Origin of the sequence: Pseudoalteromonas sp. CO109Y (assembly GCF_004208935.1) — a bacterium.
In the GTDB taxonomy this organism is placed as follows: Bacteria; Pseudomonadota; Gammaproteobacteria; order Enterobacterales; family Alteromonadaceae; genus Pseudoalteromonas; species Pseudoalteromonas shioyasakiensis.
The window spans coordinates 447,029-470,628 of the sequence record NZ_SGPD01000042.1 but is presented as its reverse complement, the minus strand read 5'-3'; the positions used below and the strand labels follow the sequence as shown (position 1 = coordinate 470,628).

The 23,600-nt window shown below is 41.7% G+C and carries 18 protein-coding genes; 8 read left to right on the top strand and 10 right to left on the bottom strand.

The window, feature by feature from the left end; all coding sequences use genetic code 11:
- The first annotated feature begins 117 nt into the window (after positions 1 to 117).
- Positions 118 to 1,098, top strand: coding sequence for a hypothetical protein (locus EXT43_RS19740; protein ID WP_062565877.1), 981 nt, complete (start codon positions 118 to 120; stop codon positions 1,096 to 1,098).
- Between the two features lie 37 nt (positions 1,099 to 1,135).
- A complete protein-coding gene (locus tag EXT43_RS19735) occupies positions 1,136 to 1,543 on the top strand; it encodes a hypothetical protein (protein ID WP_130167753.1) in 408 nt (135 codons plus the stop codon).
- Here the strand turns inward: EXT43_RS19735 and EXT43_RS19730 are convergent.
- Positions 1,540 to 3,552, bottom strand: coding sequence for a winged helix-turn-helix domain-containing protein (locus tag EXT43_RS19730; protein WP_062565875.1), 2,013 nt, complete (start codon positions 3,550 to 3,552; stop codon positions 1,540 to 1,542). The two genes, EXT43_RS19735 and EXT43_RS19730, sit on opposite strands and share 4 nt — an antisense overlap.
- Before the next feature lie 340 nt (positions 3,553 to 3,892).
- On the opposite strand from EXT43_RS19730, the gene EXT43_RS19725 reads away from it, so the two are divergent.
- A complete protein-coding gene (locus tag EXT43_RS19725; protein ID WP_082710924.1) occupies positions 3,893 to 7,540 on the top strand; it encodes a S8 family serine peptidase in 3,648 nt (1,215 codons plus the stop codon).
- 5 nt (positions 7,541 to 7,545) lie between these two features.
- Complete coding sequence (locus EXT43_RS19720) at positions 7,546 to 11,298, top strand: S8 family serine peptidase (protein WP_062565873.1); 3,753 nt, start codon at positions 7,546 to 7,548, stop codon at positions 11,296 to 11,298.
- Positions 11,299 to 11,360: 62 nt separating this feature from the next.
- Here the strand turns inward: EXT43_RS19720 and EXT43_RS19715 are convergent, their stop codons facing one another.
- Both EXT43_RS19715 and EXT43_RS19710 read right to left on the bottom strand, forming a co-directional pair.
- A complete protein-coding gene (locus tag EXT43_RS19715; RefSeq protein WP_055199035.1) occupies positions 11,361 to 11,696 on the bottom strand; it encodes a zinc ribbon domain-containing protein YjdM in 336 nt (111 codons plus the stop codon).
- A gap of 75 nt (positions 11,697 to 11,771) precedes the next feature.
- Entirely contained in the window at positions 11,772 to 12,338 is a 567-nt protein-coding gene (locus EXT43_RS19710) for a DUF3365 domain-containing protein (protein ID WP_062565872.1), read from the bottom strand.
- A 156-nt stretch (positions 12,339 to 12,494) separates the two neighbouring features.
- Between EXT43_RS19710 and EXT43_RS19705 the strand changes: the two genes are divergently transcribed.
- Positions 12,495 to 12,959 carry a thioredoxin gene (locus tag EXT43_RS19705; protein WP_130167752.1) on the top strand — a complete coding sequence of 155 codons (465 nt, stop codon included), beginning with the start codon at positions 12,495 to 12,497 and terminating at the stop codon, positions 12,957 to 12,959.
- Here the strand turns inward: EXT43_RS19705 and EXT43_RS19700 are convergent.
- Entirely contained in the window at positions 12,934 to 15,363 is a 2,430-nt protein-coding gene (locus EXT43_RS19700) for an EAL domain-containing protein (protein ID WP_130167751.1), read from the bottom strand. The genes EXT43_RS19705 and EXT43_RS19700 overlap by 26 nt on opposite strands.
- A 255-nt stretch (positions 15,364 to 15,618) precedes the next feature.
- On the opposite strand from EXT43_RS19700, the gene EXT43_RS19695 reads away from it, so the two are divergent.
- Positions 15,619 to 16,206 carry a DUF4202 domain-containing protein gene (locus tag EXT43_RS19695; protein ID WP_063529895.1) on the top strand — a complete coding sequence of 196 codons (588 nt, stop codon included), beginning with the start codon at positions 15,619 to 15,621 and terminating at the stop codon, positions 16,204 to 16,206.
- A 21-nt stretch (positions 16,207 to 16,227) separates the two neighbouring features.
- A complete protein-coding gene (locus tag EXT43_RS19690) occupies positions 16,228 to 16,743 on the top strand; it encodes a zf-TFIIB domain-containing protein (protein ID WP_062565869.1) in 516 nt (171 codons plus the stop codon).
- Positions 16,744 to 16,800: 57 nt separating this feature from the next.
- Here EXT43_RS19690 and EXT43_RS19685 read toward each other — a convergent pair whose 3' ends face one another.
- Positions 16,801 to 17,799, bottom strand: a complete 999-nt coding sequence (locus EXT43_RS19685; RefSeq protein WP_130167750.1) for an NADP-dependent oxidoreductase — start codon at positions 17,797 to 17,799, stop codon at positions 16,801 to 16,803.
- 181 nt (positions 17,800 to 17,980) lie between these two features.
- Between EXT43_RS19685 and EXT43_RS19680 the strand changes: the two genes are divergently transcribed.
- A complete protein-coding gene (locus tag EXT43_RS19680) occupies positions 17,981 to 18,421 on the top strand; it encodes a MarR family transcriptional regulator (RefSeq protein ID WP_063529893.1) in 441 nt (146 codons plus the stop codon).
- Here EXT43_RS19680 and EXT43_RS19675 read toward each other — a convergent pair.
- From EXT43_RS19675 to hisS, 5 genes are all read right to left on the bottom strand, one after another.
- Positions 18,418 to 18,798 carry a VOC family protein gene (locus tag EXT43_RS19675; RefSeq protein WP_063527321.1) on the bottom strand — a complete coding sequence of 127 codons (381 nt, stop codon included), beginning with the start codon at positions 18,796 to 18,798 and terminating at the stop codon, positions 18,418 to 18,420. The two genes, EXT43_RS19680 and EXT43_RS19675, sit on opposite strands and share 4 nt — an antisense overlap.
- 115 nt (positions 18,799 to 18,913) lie before the next feature.
- Positions 18,914 to 20,383: a ribosome biogenesis GTPase Der gene (der, locus tag EXT43_RS19670; RefSeq protein WP_054553521.1), complete on the bottom strand. Its 1,470-nt coding sequence runs from the start codon at positions 20,381 to 20,383 to the stop codon at positions 18,914 to 18,916.
- Between the two features lie 75 nt (positions 20,384 to 20,458).
- A complete protein-coding gene (bamB, locus tag EXT43_RS19665) occupies positions 20,459 to 21,637 on the bottom strand; it encodes an outer membrane protein assembly factor BamB (RefSeq protein ID WP_062565865.1) in 1,179 nt (392 codons plus the stop codon).
- Positions 21,638 to 21,646: 9 nt separating this feature from the next.
- A complete protein-coding gene (locus EXT43_RS19660; protein ID WP_055022059.1) occupies positions 21,647 to 22,267 on the bottom strand; it encodes a tetratricopeptide repeat protein in 621 nt (206 codons plus the stop codon).
- Positions 22,268 to 22,291: 24 nt separating this feature from the next.
- Positions 22,292 to 23,566, bottom strand: coding sequence for a histidine--tRNA ligase (hisS, locus tag EXT43_RS19655; protein ID WP_058584526.1), 1,275 nt, complete (start codon positions 23,564 to 23,566; stop codon positions 22,292 to 22,294).
- Positions 23,567 to 23,600 lie beyond the last annotated feature (34 nt).

Sequence of the window (23,600 nt, the reverse complement as noted above, 5' to 3'; positions counted from 1 at the left end):
TGTTAGTTTGTTTGATCGCCATCATGATTTTAGGCTGTCATATTTAGAAGTTTAGCTTCGCTTTTATTATTGTTTTCTTGTAACTTACTTAGCAACAAGAGTGATAAGTAGGTTGTTATGTCTGGGTATGCTTTTATTAAACAACGGAAAAAGCCACTTTTAACTGTGGCTATGGTATTAGTATGCGTAATATTTATTAACAGTTACGTCTCTCAAAAAACTGCTCCATTAGCTACCAGTTCAGAACTATCGAATAATAAAAGAGCTACGCAGCAAGTTGACGCACAAGTGAGCATGCCCGCTACCAAGCTTGAAACGAGTTTGTTAGCAGATAAATTAGTTGAGCAAGGGAATGAGGTAAATAATAGTCGCGAGCTTATTATCAAAAACCCACCAAACTGGCGTTTTGATGGCGTGTTTCTAGACCATTTTACAGAGCTAAAGCAACGTGCTCAGCAAGGTGATGTGGAGGCTAACTACCTCATCGCGCAAAACCTTAAGTATTGTTTTAATGCGCCTTTAGATGAACAGGTCCTGGAAGTAAAGTTGGCTGAAATCTATGAGTTTAGTGATGCTGGCGAGATACAAAGCCGTGTTTTAGATAAATATGAGCATTGCCAAGGATTAGATTTAGCAACGCGGCGTTCTTTTTACAGTTATTTGGCAGAGGCTGCAGAAAATGGCTCCGCTTATGCGCAGCAAACGTTTGCTGGGCTAACGCCCGAATTTTACATGAAGTCGCAATTTCCTGAGAAGTTGTCACGTGCAGAGTTCATCAAAAATCGTGATAGTTTTAAAGAGCGTAAAACCGTATTTTTAGAGCAAGCAGCGAAGCAGGGTAGTGAACAAGCGCTGATGAGTTTAGCGAGCATGTATTACAGCGAACAAGTTGGTGAGCATAGTGCAGCAAAAGCCTACGCTATAAATCGACTCATTATGGAAATCACGCAAAATAACGATGTGTATAATCGTTATGCGTGGTTTGAGCAAAGGCAATACCCGACACTTTCAGATGAAGAGCTGAGTATTGCGAACAATTTATTTGAACAATGGCTTTTGCAAATAAATAAAAATGGTACGTTATATCTAAAGCACTGAGTACCCAAAGAATTAATAACCCAAAGCAAGGATGGCAATGATGTTTGAACCAAACTATACAAGTTACACTCTTGAAGAGTTGTTAGATTGCAAAGCGAATATAGACGCACAAGCATGGCCCGAACGTCTAAAAAAAATCGAAAATGCGTTGAGTGTTTATGCTAGTCAATCTACTGAGCACGAAAAACAGTACAAACAAGCGGTGTTTGATGCTTATTGCGAGACGTTACGCCACGATCTAACCATCAGTATCGACGATAATATTCTATGGTTTTTAAGACCGTTTTCTAAGCAAGCTAAAGATATTACTCCCAGTACCTTTGCTGGCGAAGTTTGCCCGCTTTGCAAAGCAAAGCTTAACGCAACCTCATGGGCCGCAGGTTGGCAGTTGAGCTGCGAACATTGTGAAGTAACAGGGATTATTGTTGAAAAGTTTGGCTATTAATCGTCTTTTAAATCAACGGCCACAATATCCGCTTCTTTGCCCAGATACATAGAAGCGATAATACTGCCATCGGGCATCATCGCAATTGAGCGGTCATCTTTGACTGAGCGTGGTGGCAAACTATGTAAAATGCGGTCTTCACCTTGCCAGCTAAATTGGCGAATTTCATCTGCACTGTCTGTCCGCGATAAATATATCACCCCTTGCTCAGTTAGCTGCCAATTGCCCCAGTCTTTGGGTTGTAAATCTGCGATAAGCGGTTGTTTAGCTGTGTCATCAAGCAACCAAATTCCATTACTGTCGGCTTTAACATAAAAAATACGACCATCTTTATATTGCTGAGCAAAAATACCGCCATCTAAGGTTAATTGCTCGGTGATCCCTGACTGAAGATTTTGCTGCCATATTTGCCAGTTACCATTTAAATTTGCACTGTAAAGAAGTGATTGATCGTCTTGGCTCCAACTAAAGTTTTTGGTGGCGTAATCTAGAAATTTTAATTGGGTAAGTTTGCCATCGGCAACATTACCTAAATAAAGTTGGTATGGATTATCTTTCTTATCCTGCATGGGGATCACAAATCTATCGCCTTTATGAGAAATAGCATGAATATAAGGACTGCCATCTAGGCGGGTAAATTTATGAGCGAATTTCTCATTCAGTGTTGCAGACCAAAGTTGGAAGAATCCACCTTTGTTGCTAAAGAATATGATTTTTTCTTGGCTTTTCGAATAAGCCGGATAAAGATCACGGCCATATGAAAATGGCATAGCAGCGATATTTCCGCTTGGCATTATTTGATAGAGCTGTTCCATTGAAGTATAGCGGGGGTAGACTAATTGCGGTTGCTCACCTAAACGTACTGCGATCCGGCCTGGAATATTTTCATATGAAACAGGCGTAACAGTGCCATCACTTAATGTGATACGTAATATGGCAAGTTCTGATTGCCAAATCGTCACAAAATAAAGGTAGGTATCATTAGGGCTCCATGCCAGTGAAAATATCTCTCGCTCTTCTTTCAATAACGGCCGAGTTTTACCATTTTTATCGCGCAGATAAATGTTGCCAAGAGGGTCTTGTCGGCTGGCGTATGCAATCGCGCTACTCGTATTTGCCCAAGCAAAAGGGAAATCATGAAATTTCCCTTGAGCAATTGATATTTCACTATCAAGACCCGTGTCCATATCGACACTATGAAGGTTTACGCCACCTTTATCATTTTGTCTTGCATAGGCTAATTGATTACCAATCCGAGACCAACTTAACGTTGTGGTCAGGTTACCCGCATAGCATGGACTCAGTTGCTGCCGCGTTTCAGTATTTAAATGTTTGATGATGATTTTACAGTGCTCATCATTACTAACCATATAAGCGACGGCTTCACCATCGGGCGACCAAGTGGGTGACACAGCATGCTCATCTAGCTCAGAAACTGCAATGGGAACAGAGCTTTTCTTTGTTAAATCAATATAGTAAATACCTGGGACATTGACGCCATTATCCCATTGGAAGGCCATTTTTTTTCCATCAGTCGTAAATGCAGGGTTCTCTTCGGCACCTTTAAAATATGACAGATTAGTGGGGCGTTGAGTCACTGAACTTGAGCCCTCTTCAGCCATTAAGTGTGCTAATTGAAAATATAAAATGGGCAAAATGAATATTGCCAACATGATAAAAATGGTGTGTTTAAGTGACCAATGAGCGGTTTTTACATTTTTTACTGGCTCAGAGAATAAATCTTCATCAAGACGGTAGCCTGTTTTTGCTACTGTAAGAATGACATCTTGTTCAGCCCCTGTTTGTGAAAATGCTTTCCTTAGCTGCCATATCGCTTGATTGAGTGCTTTTTCGCCGACTTCTGGTTGGCTATGCCAAATACTCTCTATGAATTCTTCTCGTGCGACGGTTTTTGTTTTAGCAGAGATAAGGAGTAAAAGTACATTCATGACTTTAGCAGGTACTTTTGCTTCACCCTTTTTACCTCTAATTAAAAGCTGATCTGGCACGACAGTCCATTCATTCAAAGAGACGTTTTTTAATTTTGATTTATTAATCAATGACAAAGTGAACTCGACTACTTATTTAACATTCGAAGGCAAAATAAAGTTAAAAAAATGCGCCTTCAGTTTCAGCAATGTGAACAAATATAACATTTAAAAAATATTATAGTAATAAAGTTGAGATAAACGGCGGTCATCTAATTTGTTGAAAAATAATAATAAATAAAAAAAAGATAAAAATTTGAGGTTCTTAAGATGGTGTTTGCGTGTTTCGGCTTTTATAACAAGCCGGTGTTAATGGAGTACTGGGCTCCTAACCATAAAAATAACCAAAAAGAGAATAACTATGCGATTTTTATCTCATTCCATAAGACGGGGTTGTTCCTTGTTATGTGGTGTAAGTTTACTCAGCTCTGCTGCGTTTGCCTTACCACAAACAGGTGAGCAAATTAAAACATCGAACAAAAAAGAGCAGTACCTAATTGTGTTGAGTGATGTGGCAAGCTCAGCCATTCAAAACAAAAATCAAACTCAAGCAATAGCCGAGCAACAAGCTGATTTTATTAAATCATTAAAAAAAGAGTTTGCAGATATTAGCTTAGCCTCTCAAAGGCGAGTTCTGGGGAATACCTTAACGGTCAATTTAACTGCTGAACAAGCCGAGTTAGTTTCGTCTATGCCGGGTGTACAACATGTTCATGCAACAACGGGACTAGTGCCTTTACCAAAACCAATGACGATTAAGCAAACGCTTACAGCAGTTGAACAGTCGCAGGTTGTCGATAGTGACTTAGGCCGCGGTGTAAGTGTTGCGATTATTTCTACCGGTATCGATTACACTCATCAACTTCTTGGTGGAGAGGGGACTGTCGAAGCATATGAAAAAGCATGGAAATATGCGGATGTGCCATTTGATGGTTTCCCTACCTCGGTGGTAACCAAAGGATTGGACTTTTTTGGTGAGCGTGTGTCATATGCGGCTTATCATGACTTTAATCCAATTGATTCTGCATACGACCCGAATGGCGAAAGTGGCAGTCGAGGTACGGCATTAGCCTCAATCATCCATCAATTAGCACCATCAGCTGAGTTATGGGCTGCGAAGGTATACCGTGCCTCTAAAGTTGGGGCTAATGTGGTTCCATATCAGCCTACTGTTGATATTGTCGCACAAGCACTTGAATGGGCATTGGACCCAGACGGTGATGGAGATACGAGTGATAAAGCAGATATTATTTTATTAGATATCTCAGGTTTTGGGCCTGGTTATTACAGTAACCAAGATGTTTGGATTGGCGACTACGCACGTTTGGGTGTCAACATTCAAAAAGCGGCAACCTTAGGCAGTGTGGTGATTGTACCACAAGGCAGTGGTGAACAATTGAGTCACTATGCAACCCCTATTCAAGCTGTAGCCCCAGCTGCAATATCTGTAGGCACAACACAATCAATTGAAGATGACAGTGCTATTTATATGTCTAGCACTTCATTACATGGTCCTGTTCGTGGTGACATTGATGCTATTAAACCTGATTTAGTCGACTCGACTGACGCAGTGCAGGTGGCATTAGTGGGCACAGGGAGTGAACAGGTTTCGGCAAGCGATGCTGTTTTTGCCGCTGCTAAAGTTGCAGCCGCTGCAGCGGTTGTTAAAAGTGAAAATAGCGCCTTAACAGGGCAAGAAGTAAAAGCTATTTTGATGAATAGCGCAAATAGCAATGTGTTAAATCGTGATGGTTCAGAACAAGCTGAAGTAACACATAGCGGCGCAGGAAAATTACAGCAAGCCGAGGCTTTAAAAAATACAGCTGTGGCATTTTCATTGCCAGATGGTCAGCCGTCTTTGCATTTAGGAAATCTTGATATTGCTGACAATGAAACGCGAACAGTAACCGAGCAAGTGTATGTTAAAAATCTAACAGACAAAGCAATTACCTATGATTTATCGATAACACAAAAAACAGGCGGCCCTTCGCACGCTGCATTGACATGGCAATTACCAAGTTCAGTGACGGTTGAAGCTCATCGTGCCATGACCTTCCCTGTGTCAGTGACTATTGATGGCGCTTTACTTGAAAAATGGCCTCTGGTTGATGCTAAAGACTACACCCTAAAGAACTGGCGTGCCACTGAACTCGATGGTGATTTGCATCTAACTGCGTCTAATGATGAGTCTCTGTCAGCTATGCATCTGCCTTGGTTGCTACGTGCAAGACCGGCAACGAGTATTCAAGCTCATTACGATACTTATCAAGAGTATTACGGTTCTGTTTTCTTGAATGAACCGGGCGATAATCCACTGGGTGAGAGTTTATTTGAAGACTTTTTTGCTCGCGAACAAGCGTTTGAAAATACCTCTGCTACCGATGCAACATTCACTGTATTGCCGACCGTTGGTCGCAAAACCGAAATATCAGAAGCTGCAAATGGTGCTAAAAGTAGCATGATTATTGAAAACCTAGCCAGTGCAGTTGTGCCAGAGGAGCAATGTGAGAGCAAGCAAAAATTAAGCTTAGGCTTAACGTTTCATAGTAAACAAGACTTAGCATTTAGAACGTATTTCGACCGTAGTGATATGAACGGTACGATTGAGTTTTTTATTTTTAGAGAATCATTCTTAGAAATGTACCCAGACACTGCAGCGGGAACATTACTGAACTATGCCTCTAATGCGGATCTGCTTTTATATGGTTTCATAGATATTGATGAGCAAAATGTACCTACCGCTTATTATGTCGATGCGTCTATTGCAGCTGATCCATCGAATCCAAGTGCAAACTTAAAACAGTCAAGCTTGCCGATTCGATTTGTAACTGACTCGCGAGGTTTACTCGTTGATTATTGTACCGATGAACTTATCCGCGAAGATTTACCTGCAGAAGAGTTTGATCGCAATCTAGGGTATTTTGTGCGAACTGTTCGTGATCAAATTCCATCGACAGGCGATGCGCCTTTATTATTTAACCCAGTCAACATGGGGCCTAAAGTGGTGACTATAAGCTATGACTGGTTTGGTAATCAGATTGAATCAATCTCTAACGAAGCAAATTACGTAAAATTAAGTAAGGCACCTGGCGCGCAAGCGGTTGAAAATTACCATAGCGAAATGACTCTTGCACCCGGTGAGCAAGCTTACTTAACAGCTATGCATGATGGCTATTGTGACTATCGCGCTGTATGCGGTAAAGGATTTGTGCTGTTCAGCAACAACGCTGATTATCATATGTGGTCAAGAACCAAGCTATCAGATCAGTCAGGTGCAATTGCTAAACCATCTGCGGGTCAGCAGTTTGATGTATTTGAGAGCGCGCAAGCGGGTGATCTTGTAGGCCAAATCCAACTAGAGTCTATCAACTTCTTCAATATTGGGCCTGGTGAAGCGGGTGATATTTTTGGCACTTATCAATTCTATCTAGCAAACCCTCTTATTGATGATTCACTAGCCTTAATGCCTGATGGTCGCATTTTAGTAAATAACCCCGCTTCTTTAAATGCAGAGACTAATTCAGAATATGTGTTGAGCGTATTCGGGCAAATGCGCGATAACAACGTGATCATGAGCTCAACGACAGATATTACGGTCAATGTGAGCAGCTTGAACATTAACGCGCCGGTGCTAGTGGACAGCGCAAATACACAACTTCAATCTAGTGCTGGTGAAGCGCTAAATATCGCTATAAATGCGTTATTTACCGATGCTGATAGTGACACATTATTATTTTCAAGTAACAACTTACCTGCTGGTTTGACACTAAGCGACGACGGTGTGTTAGCGGGTAGCGTGAGCAGTGCGGCAAGCTATGATTTCACCATTAGTGTTTCAGACTCTCGTCACCAAACATCTCAAGACTTTACCTTGGTGGTTACCCAAGAAGCTGAACAAAGCACACATAAATCAAGTGGTAGCACGGGTCTATTTATTTTGCTGATGATGGCGTTATGGGTGTACTTCAAGCGAGCTCAACGCACCGCAGTATTTGGAATTAAGGAATAAAAATAATGAAAAAACTTTCCATTTTAGCCAGTATGGTCGGCCTATTAAGTGTTAGTCATGTTTCAGCTGTTGAAGGTGATGATAATGCACGCTTGAATTATCAACCGCTTGCAGCGCTAAAAGGTCGCGCTGTAATTAGTGATGATGTGTATCTAGTTGAATTTTCAGACCCATCGGTTGCTAAATCATCCCAATTCTCGGGCTTGTCGCGACTGAACGCCAGCATGCCAGCGGTAAAACATTATGCCGCTGATTTAAAAGCAGGGCAGACAAGCATCTTACAACAAGCCAGCCTGCATGCTGGTGAGAAAATTAATACCCTCTTTCAGTATCAGTACAGTATGAATGGTGCTGCCGTTCGTATGTCAGAAAATGCGGCGAATGTGTTACGTAAACAAACTGGCATAAAGCGCGTTGAAAAACGTCAAATTCATTATCTTCACACAGATTCAGGACCTCGCTATGTTGGTGCTCCTGCTATTTGGGATGGTGAGACAGGTGTTGCGACAAAAGGTGAAGGCGTCATTGTCGGCATTATGGATACAGGAATTAATGCTGATCACCCAAGCTTTGCAGCAAGGGGTGATGACGGTTATACCCATGTAAATCCACTGGGCGATGGGCAATACCTTGGTGACTGCCAAACCCATAGTGAATTTTGTAATAGCAAACTGATTGGTATTGTGAGTTATGCCGATATCTTAAATGGCTATCCTTTAGTGCCAATCGATGAAGAGCGCTATGATGAATTAGGAAGCCGTTTGGAAATCGGGTTTGATTTTAATGGTCACGGTAGCCATGTTGCGGGTACTGTTGCAGGTAATATCTTAAAAAATGTACCTGCTTATAATGCAGAAGGAAAAGAGTCTAATTTCGCTTTCGAGCAAATAAGTGGCATGGCACCACACGCTAATATTGTGTCTTATCAGGTTTGTTATCCGGGTAATAGCGATGATTATTTAGTAGGTTGTTTACCAGAGCTGACTTTACAAGCTGTAGAGCATGCGATTGCAAATGGTGTAAGCGTACTGAATTATTCAGTTGGTGGTTCTGCAACAGATCCTTGGTATGGATTTGAAAGCCAAGCCTTTTTAAATGCACGTACCTTTGGTGTCCATGTGGCGACATCGGCGGGCAACTCAGGGCCAGATAGTGGCACCATAGGTACCCCTGCAAACTTACCTTGGGTGACAACGGTTGCTGCGTTCACACATGACCGTACCTTTGCAGAAAAACAGATCAGCTTCACTGGTGGTAATTTTAGTTTGTCACCTTTAGTTGGCCGCAGTGCCAGTGGTGGTTTAACAGCTGAAATAGTGGATGCTGCTGACTTTGGTGATGGTGACTGTTTAACGGAGTTTGCCGCTGGTACTTTTAATGGTGAAATCGTTGTGTGTCGACGCGGTGAAATTGCGCGTGTGGCAAAAGGCTCAAATGTTAAAGCTGGCGGCGCTGGTGGTTTAGTACTTATCAATGTCGATGGTGGCAGTGAAACGGTAGATAATGATTTTCATGTGCTGCCATCAATTCATTTAGATGCAACTAAAGGTCAGAGTTTAGTTAATTGGCTAGCAGAAGGTAGCAACCATATTGCCGTAATCGAAGAAGGTGAAATGGTGAGCGATCCTGATGCTGGCTCTATTGCTGGGTATTTCTCATCACGTGGTCCAGGACTTCCTTACGATAGCTATTTTTCGTTAGATATTGCCGCTCCAGGGGTAAGTATTTATGCACCTTTCACTGAAAACCAGCCATTTAGTAACACTAAATCTGAAGCTAAATTTGCATTTTTAGATGGAACGTCAATGGCAAGCCCACACGTTGCGGGAGCATATGCGCTAATTGAAGCGTTGCACCCAGAGTGGACACCAGCCGAAGCACAATCTGCGATTGTTATGACTGCCGATAGTAATGCTTTTGTTGATGATGACAATACAGGACAACCAACCCCAGCTAATTTTTATGAAATGGGTAACGGTATGCTGCAGGTGCAATATGCTGCACAAGCAGGACTTGTACTGAACGAAACAGAAGCAAATTATTTAGCGGCTGATCCACAATCTGGCGGAAACCCTGCAACACTCAATCTTGCACAACTTGTAGATCAAGCTTGTGTTATTAGTTGTCAGTGGAGTCGAACGTTTAAGGCAACCCGTAAAGGGACCTGGCAAGTAACATCGGCTGCGAGAGTAGGCGATATTACATTAACAGCGGAACCTGCCTCATTCACATTAAATGAAGGGGAAACGCAAACGCTGACCATCACCGCAAGCAGTAGTTATAGTTCGGATACCGATGTGCAAATGGGGCATCTAATTTTGAAAGATGGCGAGCCAAGCCATACATTAACACTGCCAGCAGTGGTTAATTTTATTGCGGGTGTTGGTCCTGAAGCACAACAAGTGCAAACTCATAGTGCAGCAGGTAGCCTTCAAGTATCAGGTTTTAAAAGCGGTGCTAAGTTAGATGATTTAACTTTGCTTGCGCGTGGTCTGAAACGTGTAGAAGAGTATCAAATTCAAATAAAAGCGCCTGAAACTCAGCCTTACAATATGGATTGGAGCTATGTAAAAGACAATCGCTATGTTCTGCCATTAGTTGTAAACAACAGTACGCAACGTGTTTGGGTAAATATCGAAAGTACGACAAGTAAAGACTTAGATGTTTACATTGGTCTAGATGAAGATTTAGACGGTGATGTCAGCGCGTATGAAGGTTCAAATCAGATGATTTGTATCAGTGCAGGAGTTGACTCCAATGAACAATGCGACCTATTACAACCTGAGCCAGGTGTGTATTACATCGTGATCCACAACTTTGAAGGTTCTGCAGCAAATGCGGTGGATGATGTTCGTTTTACAGTCGCTACGTTACAGGATGAATCAATGGACAATTTAACTGCAGAGTTAATTGCTGGTGAAGAAGGCGCATTTTCTATCAAAGCGAATTGGCAGCTAGAAGATGCAAAACCAGGTGACCGTTATTTAGGTGTACTTGCCGCAAAAACAAAATCAGGACAACGTTTTGCAGATACCCCAATTGATTTTGTTATTACAAACCCTTTATTAAGTATTCAAGCAGATTCAGACGTTGTATTACGTAGTGAACAGGTGAGTTATGAAATAACGATTAATAGCTCATCAATTCCGAGTGAGGCTGTTCTATCGTTTCTATTAACTGAAGGGGCCGAAGTACTCTCTGTAGACGGTGCAGAACTCGTTACTACAGAGGGAAAAACTCAGCTGATCTTAAACGGACAAACTGACATTAGCATGCAGGTAGATGTTACTGATATGGTCGGATCTCAACTTGACTTTGGTGTGTCTTTTGAAGTGTCAGAACAGCAAACTGATAGCTATACCGCTGAATCTATTAAGGTGATAGACCCTATAACATTGACAGTTAATGGTGAACAAAACCTAATAGTTAGTGCAATAGAAGAAGCTACACTGGTATTGACTGCGTCAGCAAATGAAGGCACTTCGTTAGTGTGGAGCCAAGTTTCTGGCGTGAATGTTACATTAAATGACGACAATGCAGGCGTATTAACTCTTAATTTGCCTGAGCTTGATGAAGCAACAACACTTATTTTCAGTGTTACAGCAACAGACGAATACGGCCAAAGTGTGTCGCAACAGGTGACAATTAATGTTGCGCCAGAGTCTAAAAAATCAAGTAGCGGTTCGCTATCGTTCCTTACATGTCTGGCAATAGGCTTGTTGGTGGTAACTCGACGCAAATTTGTTACCGCTAAATAATAACCCCCTAGGTTATGTATACCAAAGCCACACTTAAACCAGTGTGGCTTTTTATTTGCTTATTAAGCTTTTTTAACAAACTTAGCGGTTACCATCATTTCACCAACGCCATCAACTTTACAGTCTAATTCGTGGTCTTTTTTGTCTAACACGCGGCGAATCACGGCTTTGGTGCCTATTTTAATCACTTGTGAGCTGCCTTTGATTTTTAAATCTTTCGCAACAGTCACTTTATCGCCATCGACCAATAAGGTGCCGTTAGCATCTTTCACATTGATCACATCATCGGTATCAACCGCATTAGGATCCCACTCATGAGCGCATTCTGGGCATACTAAATTGTTTTGATCTTCATACACGTATTCAGAGTTACATTGTGGGCAAGGAGGAAAAGACATAAATGGCACCATGGTTGATTTTAAAAGGGTATTTTAATGGCTAAGAGCAAACTATGCGAGTACAAGGCTTTTATTTTATGGCTCAGGCGTTTCGAGCGTTTTGGTAATAGAGAATATTCCTCTTAGATCACCAAGCCGATAGCCTGTGGCTAAATCATTTGGGTAATGTTCGTTGAGTGCTTGTTTTACTTCTGGCGCAATTGTTTGGCCATGACAATTGAGGCAAACTGGCGCGACTTTTATCGCTTTAGCAAAGCGAAATTGACCATCTTTATTGGTTGAAAAAGTCACATTGTCGATGCTCTCAGTGTTTCTGATCATATCGAGCAGCTGGGCGATTTTTTCAGCTTCCCATTCATCGGGTTGATTATTTGGATTACGGTTTTTAGTGCTTTTACGTGCTACCGTCCAACCATCAGTTGATAAGCTATCGCTAATGGCCGGGGCTTGCATTTTGCACACGTTAATTCCTTCGACTAAACCACCTTGCTTGATTGCGGCTCCTAAAGCTGATTTAAGCGTAGTGGCAAATTCAGTTGCTCGCTGCGCTGCTTGAGTTTCTAGAGTCGCTGATTTTGTTTCGGCATAAAGACTAGGTGAAAGTAACACAGTACAAATCACAATTGTTCTGAAGGAAAACATAGTAAAACCTTACATTAGATATATCTAATATAGTAGTTTGTTTTTACTTTACATGCCAATTTAACCTGCAAAAAATAACGATTCTTTGCACAAAGCCTGCTGGAGTGTTGTTGCTAAATTGGTTAAGGTGAGGAAAATATCTTGAGAACAAAAAAAATGAAAAAACTAATTTATATCGCCGCTTTGTTATTCTCTGCCCTGACATTTGCAGGTACCGCTCCATACAGTGGAGAGATAAGTCGTGATGACTTACTTAAAGACTACTCTGCATTTAGTGAAGAGTACGATGAATACACACCGAGTGAAGAAGAGTTAACCACGATAAAAGCACTGCAAGGTAAGCAAGTTTTGGTGTTTTTAGGCACTTGGTGTCATGACTCAAAACGTGAAGTGCCTCGATTTTTGAAGCTTCTCGATACTGCAAAGGTGCAGTTAGGCTCACTTAAACTAGTGGCCGTTGGCTACGACAAGCTAGACCCTGCAGGGTTAGCAAAACAGTATGACTTAATGTATACGCCAACCATTATTGTCCTTGATGGCGAAAAAGAGCTTTCCCGTATGATCGAAAAGCCAAAACAAAGCTTGGCTTTGGATCTTACGCAACCGGGTCAAACGCTATAAAATCATCAATAGATAAGGGCATTGAAATTAAGTAACCTTGAATATAATCAATGCCTTTATCACTCACCAATTGCCACTGCTCTGAGCTTTCGACTCCTTCTGCGGTAATCGTTAAGTCTAGTTGATGGGCTAAATCGCTCATCGTTTGTAAAAATAAACCATCACGTGGGTTATCCACGCAATTACAAATAAAGGCACGGTCAATCTTAACGTTATCTAGCGGAAACTGCTGAATCGACGACAGTGATGAATAACCCGTTCCAAAGTCATCAAGTGATAAATTAAAACCTGCTAATTTAAGTTCATGCATTAGGTTTATGGCGTACTGGGTATTTTGAAATAGGGCGGATTCGGTGATCTCAAGATTAATTTTTTGATTAGCCGGAAATAGCTTAGCTTTTTCTTTACTGAGTCGTTTAACTAAATGCACATCAGAGAACTGCTTACGCGACAGGTTGATCGATACTTTAATACGAATATTGTTATCAACCATGCGGTGGCAATCTTCAGCAACCTTAGCAACAATCCAACGTGATAATAAATTAATGAGCTCTGATTGCTCAGCGATTGCAATAAACTCCACTGGTGACACAAACCCTCTAACAGGGTGCTGCCAACGTACAAGCGCTTCACAGCCAATCAGTGTGCCATCTATAGTGTTTACAATTGGCTGATACACCATACTTAGCTGTTCGTTGGCCGCAAGCGCATGACGTAGATCACTTTCGAGGTTACTTTGTGCAATAAGCTTATCTTTCAGAGATTGGCTATAAACAGTAAATGTTTTTTGTGTACGGGGGCATTCATTCATCGCAATGAGGGCTGTATTGATTTGCTCAGCCGCATCGATGTTTTGTAAGTGTGGATAACCCACGCCAATGTATAAGTGGTAAAAATGAGCGCTACCAGCGGTTTCAATAATACCGCCGACCTGATGCTGTAATTTATCTAATAGAGCGGCAAGCTTTTCATCAAAAATGGCTTCTTTTAGTAATATTAAAAAACAGCCAGGTTTTATATGAGCGCAAAACGCTTGATGTAAGTCAGAAAATTCAATTAGCCGGTTAGCTATCGCTGTCTGTAGTTCATTTAAGTAATCTTGACCGTAAATATCTTCTAATTGACGATAGCCTTTGATCTCGGCACACAATAAAGTAAGACCGCTACTGTATTGGTCTTCAGGGCATAAACTAGCGATATATTTTTCGCTGTAATGGCGATTGGCAAGGCCAGTGACCGAGTCAAAATGTGCTTGTTGGTAAAGCTCATGTTGGCGTTGTTTTTCAGCACTTATGTCTTTAATCGTACCAACCAAGGTGTTAGTTTTAGGGTTCCATTCAGCGTGTTCATGAAACCAGCGTTTTTCTCCATTGAGTTTAATCGTGTACTCAATTTCAGTTGGGCTACTAGGCTTAGTATGAATAAAATTTAAAAACGAATTTTTATAAAAGCTATCGATTTTTTTACAGACATCAGTAATTGATTGCGCTTTGCTTTGTTCTTTGAATAGCGATTTAGCTTGTGATGATAATTGCCTAATGCTTTTATCAGGCGACAGATGCCAACTGCCTACGCCACTGAGTGACTGAGCTTGTTTTAATTCAAGTGCCTGTTCAGACAGCTCTAAGGTTTGCTTTTGCACAAGTTTTTCGAGGTTTTGCTCATGCTCACGTAACCGACAAGTAATCGTAATCAAATAGCAGCTAACCGATGAAAGTAACAGAGCTATGAGTAGTAATACTAAAAATTCAACATGCGCTCGATAAGCAAACTCGTCTTTAATACCCACAACCCAATGTTGATTTTCAACATCGAGGTTGTAAGTTGACCAGTGGCTTTGCTCAAAACTGTGGTTATTTAAAAGCGGCGCGTAGCTATTCGCTGTTTTTTGCCAAACCTCATAGAGGTGAGGGTGTGAAGTAGTCTCAGGGCTCAAATTTGCTATAAATTCTGGAAAACGCAGCACCGCGATTGCAAACCCCCAAAACTCATTTTGATCAAAAATTGGTAATCGAGCGACTAAGCCTTGACCACCTTGAGCCAACTCTTTAGGTCCATCGATTTGCATTTTTTGAGTATCAATGGCTGTTTGTAATGACTTTTCAATACTTTGCATCTTGAATAAGTCGACACCAATCACACTCTCGTGACTGGTTAGCGGGTAGCTGTATTGAATAACCCCTTTTGGTGCAAGTTGAATAGTTTGGCTACCATCACTATGAGTTAATATCTCAGTGGCAAGGGTTTCGAATTCAGTTTGTGTGTATGTAAAGTCACGCATCGCGGCGCGAACAAGGTAAGGACCAAGGAGTGCGCTATCAAGTGCTTTTTCAAGGTTACTGCTGTAACTGTTAAGTGCTGCATTTTGCTCAATTTCATGCATTTCTTGTCTATCGTAAAACACTTTTAGTGCGATCGCCGAAAATAAACAGAAACTGAGAAAAAAAGAAGTAAATAACAACGAAAAATATGTAATATTACGCAATGGCGTCTCTGAATTAAGTAGGTATTTAAGTGCTAATCTTGCTTTTAAAAATACTAGTTTAGGGTTAGCTGGTTGTCTAGCGAAGATCTAGAATTTTAGTTGAATTTTTAGCAAGTTAAAAAAATAATTGTACCTAAATACAATGAATTGCAAGCACAAGTAAGATTAAACACTATGTACCAAGCCGTTATAAAAGCGATAGATGCAGCGAATGCTGTCGACCCAAATCGTGTAAAACAAGATGATCAAGAGCTAGCAAAAGAGTCTTTATATGCAATGCGTATGACCGATATGCTAAACCGCTTTAATCCACAAGCCGATGAGTTGATGCATATTGCTGCGCGAGGCCAACATATTGAGCGTTGGCGCTCTCCTCGCAGTGATTTTCCTATGGGTAAACAAGGTTATTATCAATGGCGTACGGCTTTATATGACTTTCATGCCGAGCGTGTAACAGCCCTTATGAAAACGGCGGGTTACGCATCAGAAGAGTGTGAGCGCGTATACGCAGCCGTTGCTAAAAAGAACATAAAACGAAACCCTGATAGCCAATTGATTGAAGACATCGCAAGCCTTGTGTTTATTGAGCATTACATGCTTGATTTTGCAAGTAGTAAGCCTGATTACGATGAACAAAAATGGCTGGGTATTATTCGTAAAACATGGCAAAAAATGTCAAATGAAGCACATGACTTTGTATTAGCTGGTAACATCAGCTTACCTGAGCCGCTTAAACCGTTAATAATAAAAGCGCTAAATTAATTATAAAAACAAGGATGTAATATGTTTTGCCCGCGTACTAAAACAGCCCTTGAAGCAGTGAGCATTGGCGACGTTAACGTGTATTTATCAAAAAGCGGTGGCGTATTTTTTGATAACCGACAAATATTTCACTTTAGCGATCCGAATTTAAAACCCGCGCAAGTGCTGGTGGCTCATTTACAAACCCTGCCAACAGAATGTGTTGATTTAGCAAAGCGAATTAATTGCCCGAATTGCCCTGATGTAGTGATGATGCGACGCTTTTTCACCCCACTAAAAGTGGTTGAAATAGACGAATGTCCAAATTGTGCTGCTATTTGGCTTGATCATGGTGAGCTTGAAAAGATCCATGAAAATCATTTAACGCCAAAAGAACGTGAAATGCTGCGTATTGATATGGCCAATAATCATGGTTTTATTCAAGTTAAGATCCCGAAAAGGCGCTACTCAGTTCATGCTGAAAAGCCTGAGTCTAATGCAACGTCATCATTAGAAAAACTAGCAGAACTTGCTTATTTATCGATTTTGAATGACTGATAATGATAATAAGAAGCCTGTACCAACTAAGATACAGGCTTTATTAGCTATTAAGAGTTAAAGCTTAACTAGCATTTTTCCTTTATTTTTACCTTCGAACAGGCCAAGAAATGCATCAACGGCATTTTCGATGCCATGGTATACCGTTTCTTCAGATTTAATTTTACCTTCGCTGATCCACGCGCCCATTTGTTCAATAAACTCAGGGAACTGATCAAAGTAATCAATCACGATAAAGCCTTGCATGGTGAGCTTTTTCGAGTTGATATAAAACAGGTTGCTTGGCCCAGGTTGTGCAGTGTCGTTATTGTAACCTGAGATCATGCCACATACAGGAATACGGCCGTAATCGTTCATTACATTGAGTGCGGCTTCAAGGTGATCGCCACCTACGTTTTCAAAGTACACATCAATGCCTTGTGGTGCCGCTTGTTCAAGGGCTTCTGTTAGGTTTGCTACCGTTTTGTAATTAATTACTGCATCAACACCCAACGCTTTAACCATTTGTGCTTTTTCGTCAGAGCCAACCGAAGCAATCACTTTACAGCCTTTTAGCTTGGCAATTTGGCAAACAATGCTACCTACCGCGCCTGACGCTGCTGATACAAACACAGTGTCAGTTTCTTTTAGGTTAATTACCTTTGTTAGACCTGCCCATGCGGTTAACCCGGTCATACCCATGGTACTTAAAAATAGTTGGTCTGGTAATGGCACGTTTGGCAGTAATGTTAAGTCGCTGCCATTGCTAATGTGCATGGTACGCCAACCGCTAATATGACTTACTTTGCTTCCTACAGGAAAGTCATCATTGCGTGATTCAACTACTTCGCCGATAGCACCGGCTTCCATCACTTCGTTTAAGTTAAATGGCGCGATATATGATTTACGATCAATCATGCGCGGGCGCATATAAGGGTCAACTGACATCCAGGTATTTTTAATTAACACTTCGCCGTCGTTCAAATCAGGAAGTGTTACGTCTACCTGCGCAAAATTAGCCTGTGTTGGTACACCCGTTGGGCGTGAAACTAAATGAATTTGTTGACTTGTCGCCATATAAACCTCGAATCTGCTGTATTAGAATCAATTAATGAGTTGCGCAAAACATTTGTGCGCAAACTATTTGCGATCAATTTAATGATCTTTACTATAAAAGGCAATAGACCGTCGAAAAATAATTTGCGCGCAAACTAAATTAAGGCAATAATACGGCTGTATTTCAGTTTAGGGTAGCAGCATGAGCAACAAGTTATCAGACAATGTATGTTTCACTTTATACAGTGCAACAAATGCGTTGATCAGAGCGTTTCGACCAATCCTCGAAGCTTATGACTTAACCTATCCGCAATATATTGTGATGCACTCACTTTGGTATAATAACCAAGTGAGCTTAAAAGCACTTTCTCATGACACGCACCTCGATTCTGGCACCTTAACACCAATAGTTAAGCGCCTAGAAAGCAAAGGTTTATTGACTCGTCAGGTATCAAGTGAAGATGAGCGTAAAAAAGTAATTTCGTTAACAGAGCAGGGCATACAACTTAAAGTTGATGCTGAAGAATTAACGGCTAAGTTAATGGCACGCTCAAATATGAGTTTGGAGCGAATCGAGTTATTACGCGAGTTAACCCTTGAGCTGCATACTGACCTAACAAAAACGGACCTTACAAAAAGCTAATCTTCTACTAAACACACTAAAGTGCCTTCAATAGCGCGAACATACGCATAATGCTGGGCGTCTTTTTTAGTTGGCGGGCACAATGGCTCAGCACCAGCAAGCACAGCTTTATCGTAACTTTCGACTAAATTATGGCAGCTGAATCTTAGCTCAAAACCAAGAGCTGGTTGCTTAGGATGGGCGCGAATATAGCCTTGCTTGAAGTATGATTGCGCATGCGGGTGGGTCGCAAAAGCAAGTTTTACAGATCCTGTCACAAGTTCACCGTATTCGGCATCGTCACTGATATGGTTGGTACTTAAACCAAATGCTTGATAGTAAAAGTCGAGTACTTCTTCTACGTTATCGACGTAAATAACCTGACTTAAAAAGTCCATTTATGCTGCTCTATTTATTGTTCGTTTATTAAATAAAGCATAGTTTTAGTAATAAAAAAACCTTGTAAGTCATACTCACAAGGTTTTTTTAATACTTAAAGCTTAGCTGTAGAAATTACGACTTGTTGCGGTTTTCTTTCGCAAATGCACGAATTTTACGTTTTTGCGATAAAGTCACTTTATTAGTGCGACCCGCGTATGGGTTATCGCCTTCTCTAAATTCAATTTTGATTGGCGTACCCATAATACCTAATGCTTTACGGTAGTAGTTCATTAGGTAGCGTTTGTAGCTATCAGGTAAGTCATGAACTTGGTTACCGTGGATCACGATACGTGGTGGGTTATAGCCACCTGCGTGAGCATATTTAAGTTTTACACGACGACCGCGAACAAGTGGCGGTTGGTGATCCGCTTGTGCCATATCCATGATACGACGCAGCATCGCTGTGCTAATACGCTTAGTTGCTGACTCGTATGCTTCGTCTACTGACTCAAATAAGTGACCTACACCTGTGCCATGTAAAGCAGAGATAAAGTGTAAACGTGCGAAATCGATGAAACCTAAACGACGGTCAAGCTCAGACTTAATACGTTCTTTAACGTAATCATCAAGGCCGTCCCATTTGTTAACAGCAACAACCAATGAACGACCTGCGTTTAAGGCAAAACCAAGTAAGCTTAAATCTTGATCAGAAATACCTTCGCGCGCATCAACCACAAGCAATACCACGTTAGCGTCTTCAATCGCTTTAAGGGTTTTGATCACAGAGAATTTTTCTACAACATCGCTAACTTTCTTACGCTTACGAACACCCGCAGTATCAATAAGAATGTACTCTTTGTCGTTACGAGTCATCGGAATATAGATAGAATCACGAGTTGTACCCGGCATATCGTAAACGATTACGCGTTCTTCACCTAAGATACGGTTTGTAAGTGTTGACTTACCAACGTTAGGGCGACCGATAATAGCAAGCTTTACTGGCTTGTCAGCAAAGGCTTGCTGGTTGTCTTCGCCTTCTTCATCTTCGCTGTAAAGATCAACCAATTCGTCATCACTTTCTTCAAGCTCTTCAGCTTCGCCTGCAAGTTCTGCAATAACAGGCTGTAGAGTTGTTTCAAGTAATTGCGTGATACCACGGCCGTGAGCCGCTGCAATGTGATGTACGTCGCCTAAGCTTAACTGGTAGAACTCTGCACAGTATGAATCTGCATCAATGCCATCCACTTTGTTTGCCACAACAAAACATTTCTTTTGTTGTTTACGAAGGTGGTTAGCAATCGCTTGGTCTGCGGCGGTCATACCTGCGCGGGCATCAACTAAAAATAGCACGATATCGGCTTCTTCAATCGCTAGTAGCGATTGCTCAGCCATTTCAGTTTCGATACCTTGCTCAGAACCGTCAATACCACCCGTGTCTACCACGATAAATTCATAGCCATCGTAATCAGCTTGGCCATATTTTCTATCTCGTGTTAAGCCTGGAAAGTCGGCTACGAGGGCGTCACGAGTACGTGTTAAACGGTTAAATAATGTGGATTTGCCCACATTGGGTCGCCCAACAAGAGCGATCACGGGAAGCATAAACTACCTCTTAAAAAAACAACAAAAGGCTTCGCCAAGCGAAGCCTTAGAAAAATAACGTTTACTATTAGTAAGTTAGTTTGGAATTTTAACCGCGCTAACTTCACCATCTCGGGTGTATAAAATTAACTTGTCACCGGCAACAACTGGCTCAATAAAGAAGCCTGAGCTGTCAAAGTCTTCGCGCGATACAAGCTCACCCGTTTCTTTGTCTAACCAGTGTAGGTTACCTTCTTGGTCACCTAGTGCTAAATATTTACCAGCCACGGTAGGGCCTGTTAAGTACCAGCCGCGCAGTGCCGGTTGGCTCCAACGCTCAATACCTGATGTTTTATCTAGACCGTAAACAACACCATCGCTATCAACAACATAGATAGACTGGCTATCCATCGATAAATCACGGTAGCTGCTGTACTCACGTTTCCAAACAACATTACCCGAACGAATATCAACGGCTGCTAAGTTACCATTATAGGCGATTGCATAAGCATATGGACCGCTAATTAATGCTTGTGTATCTACATCAACCAAACGTTCAAACTCAGACGCACCTTTTGGAGAAGCAATTTCAGCACTCCACGCAGAGTAACCATTTTCAGAAATTAATACGCTTAATTTACCTGTTTCAAGGCCTAGCAATACACCACCGTTGGCTACAGTTGGTGAACTTTGACCACGTAACGTCAGAGGTGGCACTTCTTGTTCAAAGCTCCAACGCTCTTCACCTGTATCTGGGTGTACAGCTAATAATTTACCTGAACCTAGGTTTACAAAAATTAGGCCGTCGCCTGCAGCTGGTTTAGCAAGTACTTCGCCTGGCATCGTTTTACGCCAAACAATTTCACCTGTTTCACGGTCAAGAGCAGTTAAGTAACCATGCTCAGAACCAACGAAGATTTTGCCGTAAGCTTGTAAAATACCGCCCGATAACTTGGCACTTTCTGTGGTTTCCCAAGGCCAGAAAGCTGGGTTTTCACGCACATCTGTTTGCCATAGCGTATCGCCATTTTCAAGCGATAGGGCTTCAACTTCACCTTCGCGGTTTGCTACATACACAACATCGTTATGAATAGCCGGTGTTAAGCGCGAGAAATAGTGCTGAACACCATCACCGATTGATTCTTGCCAAACTACTTCTGTCTCAAATTGATTAACAATTTCAGGCAGTACTAGTTCTTCCTCGTCATCACTTGACGAACACCCAGTCAGGGTTGCGATACACAGAGCAAGTGTTGCCGCTGTTAACTTCTTCATCTTAACCCCTTACGCCGCTGGGCTAGTTTGTGCTAAGTCATCAAGTTTAATTTGTAATAACGGATTGTTTTCAAGGCCGCCATTATCAGCAGCAGCTTGGTATTGGCTGCGAGCTTGATCTTTGTCGCCTTGTGCAGCATAAACATCGCCTTTTAATTCAGCGACTGCAGCAGCAAATGATGCTGGAAGCTGGGCGTTTAGCGTTGTTAGCGCTTGCTCATATTGCTTTTGTGCAAGGTGAACACGAGCAAGGCGCGTTGTTGCCGTTGCTTTAAGCTCAGGGTTTTGCTCGTTGGTGATGATCCAGTTCAGCTTTTCGCTTGCTGCATCAAGGTCATTCTTTTCAACGGCTTCTTTTGCCGCAACAAATGCTGTAAGCGTGCTGTAGCTTGACTCGCCATTGTCTTTAATAAACGTATCCGCTTTTTCTAGCACGGCACCGCTTTCAACAAGTTGTGTGAAAGAGTCAGATGCTTTCTCAGCTGTGGTGATTTGGTTTTGGTTATAAGCTTTCCAACCATATAAACCACCTAAACCTGCAACAATACCAATTGCAAGTGCTAAACCATTTTCACGGAAAAAGCGTTTGATCGCTTCTTCTTGTTGTTCTTCTGTTGAATAAATTTCCATGCTTACCTCTGTTGCTAGCTGGGCTTAAATAAGTTCAGCTAGTAGCGTTTTCGCTTCTTCTAGTTTTAAGGTGACTTGTTCTTTACGCTCACGTAAGTACTTAATAGTCACAACGCCTTGTTCTAATTCATCTTCGCCGATAATAACCGCGACTAGCGCATCGCTTTTATCTGCGCGTTTTAATTGCTTTTTAAAGTTGCCACCGCCTGCGTGCACCATAACACGTAGACCTGCAACATCTTTACGTAATTGAGCGGCAATGATTGGCGCTTGAATGCTGGCTTTATCGCCCATGGCTGCCAAATATACATCAGCACTACGGCGGATGTCACCTACACTTTCTAGTGCTTGAAGTAATAACACTAAACGCTCAAGACCCATTGCAAAACCTACCGCTGGTGTTGCTTTACCGCCTAGTTGTTCAACTAGACCATCGTAACGACCACCGGCACAAACGGTTCCTTGTGCGCCTAGGCTATCGGTTACCCACTCAAAAACAGTGCGGTTATAATAGTCAAGGCCACGTACAAGCTTTTCATTTACCGTGTATTCGACGCCTGCAGCGTCTAAACGTTCACATAAATTTTCAAAATGTTCTTTTGATTCAGCGTCTAAGTGCTCAGATAGTTTAGGCGCATCAGTTAAAATAGCTTGTACATCAGGGTTTTTGCTATCTAACACACGTAAAGGGTTGGTGTGCATACGACGCTTAGAGTCTTCATCAAGTACATCGACGTGTTGCTCTAAGTAAGCAACAAGTGCATCGCGGTAGTCTGCACGCGCTTCATTTGAACCTAATGAGTTAAGCTCCAGACGAACGTGCTCACTGATACCAAATTCTTTCCATAATTGGGCTGTCAGCAAAATAACTTCTGCATCAATATCAGCAGTGGCAATGCCGAATGTTTCTAAACCAAATTGGTGGAATTGACGGTAACGGCCTTTTTGTGGACGCTCGTGACGGAACATAGGGCCCATGTACCATAAACGTTGTTCTTGGTTATACAGTAAACCGTTTTGATTACCTGCACGCACACATACTGCCGTACCTTCAGGGCGAAGTGTTAAGTTATCGCCATTACGGTCTGCAAAGGTGTACATTTCTTTTTCGACGATATCGGTTACTTCACCGATAGAGCGCTTGAATAGGTCGGTTGATTCAACAATTGGAAAACGAATTTCTTGATAACCAAACGATGAAACTGTTTCACGTAAAATGTCTTCTACTTTCTGCCAAATTTGCGTATCGCCTGGCAGACAATCGTTCATACCACGAACTGCCTGAATTTGTTTTGCCACTGATAAATCCTAAATACTGTACTTGCGCTGAAAA

What these genes read in the sequence shown, in the direction of transcription:
- EXT43_RS19695 (WP_063529895.1), top strand. Translation starts at nt 15,619, where the DNA reads ATGTACCAAGCCGTTATAAAAGCGATAGATGCAGCGAATGCTGTCGAC.
- EXT43_RS19685 (WP_130167750.1), bottom strand. Translation starts at nt 17,799, where the DNA reads ATGGCGACAAGTCAACAAATTCATTTAGTTTCACGCCCAACGGGTGTA.
- bamB (WP_062565865.1), bottom strand. Translation starts at nt 21,637, where the DNA reads ATGAAGAAGTTAACAGCGGCAACACTTGCTCTGTGTATCGCAACCCTG.
- EXT43_RS19715 (WP_055199035.1), bottom strand. Translation starts at nt 11,696, where the DNA reads ATGTCTTTTCCTCCTTGCCCACAATGTAACTCTGAATACGTGTATGAA.
- EXT43_RS19680 (WP_063529893.1), top strand. Translation starts at nt 17,981, where the DNA reads ATGAGCAACAAGTTATCAGACAATGTATGTTTCACTTTATACAGTGCA.
- EXT43_RS19720 (WP_062565873.1), top strand. Translation starts at nt 7,546, where the DNA reads ATGAAAAAACTTTCCATTTTAGCCAGTATGGTCGGCCTATTAAGTGTT.
- EXT43_RS19725 (WP_082710924.1), top strand. Translation starts at nt 3,893, where the DNA reads ATGCGATTTTTATCTCATTCCATAAGACGGGGTTGTTCCTTGTTATGT.
- EXT43_RS19705 (WP_130167752.1), top strand. Translation starts at nt 12,495, where the DNA reads ATGAAAAAACTAATTTATATCGCCGCTTTGTTATTCTCTGCCCTGACA.
- der (WP_054553521.1), bottom strand. Translation starts at nt 20,383, where the DNA reads ATGCTTCCCGTGATCGCTCTTGTTGGGCGACCCAATGTGGGCAAATCC.
- EXT43_RS19710 (WP_062565872.1), bottom strand. Translation starts at nt 12,338, where the DNA reads ATGTTTTCCTTCAGAACAATTGTGATTTGTACTGTGTTACTTTCACCT.
- EXT43_RS19735 (WP_130167753.1), top strand. Translation starts at nt 1,136, where the DNA reads ATGATGTTTGAACCAAACTATACAAGTTACACTCTTGAAGAGTTGTTA.
- EXT43_RS19660 (WP_055022059.1), bottom strand. Translation starts at nt 22,267, where the DNA reads ATGGAAATTTATTCAACAGAAGAACAACAAGAAGAAGCGATCAAACGC.
- EXT43_RS19675 (WP_063527321.1), bottom strand. Translation starts at nt 18,798, where the DNA reads ATGGACTTTTTAAGTCAGGTTATTTACGTCGATAACGTAGAAGAAGTA.
- EXT43_RS19740 (WP_062565877.1), top strand. Translation starts at nt 118, where the DNA reads ATGTCTGGGTATGCTTTTATTAAACAACGGAAAAAGCCACTTTTAACT.
- EXT43_RS19690 (WP_062565869.1), top strand. Translation starts at nt 16,228, where the DNA reads ATGTTTTGCCCGCGTACTAAAACAGCCCTTGAAGCAGTGAGCATTGGC.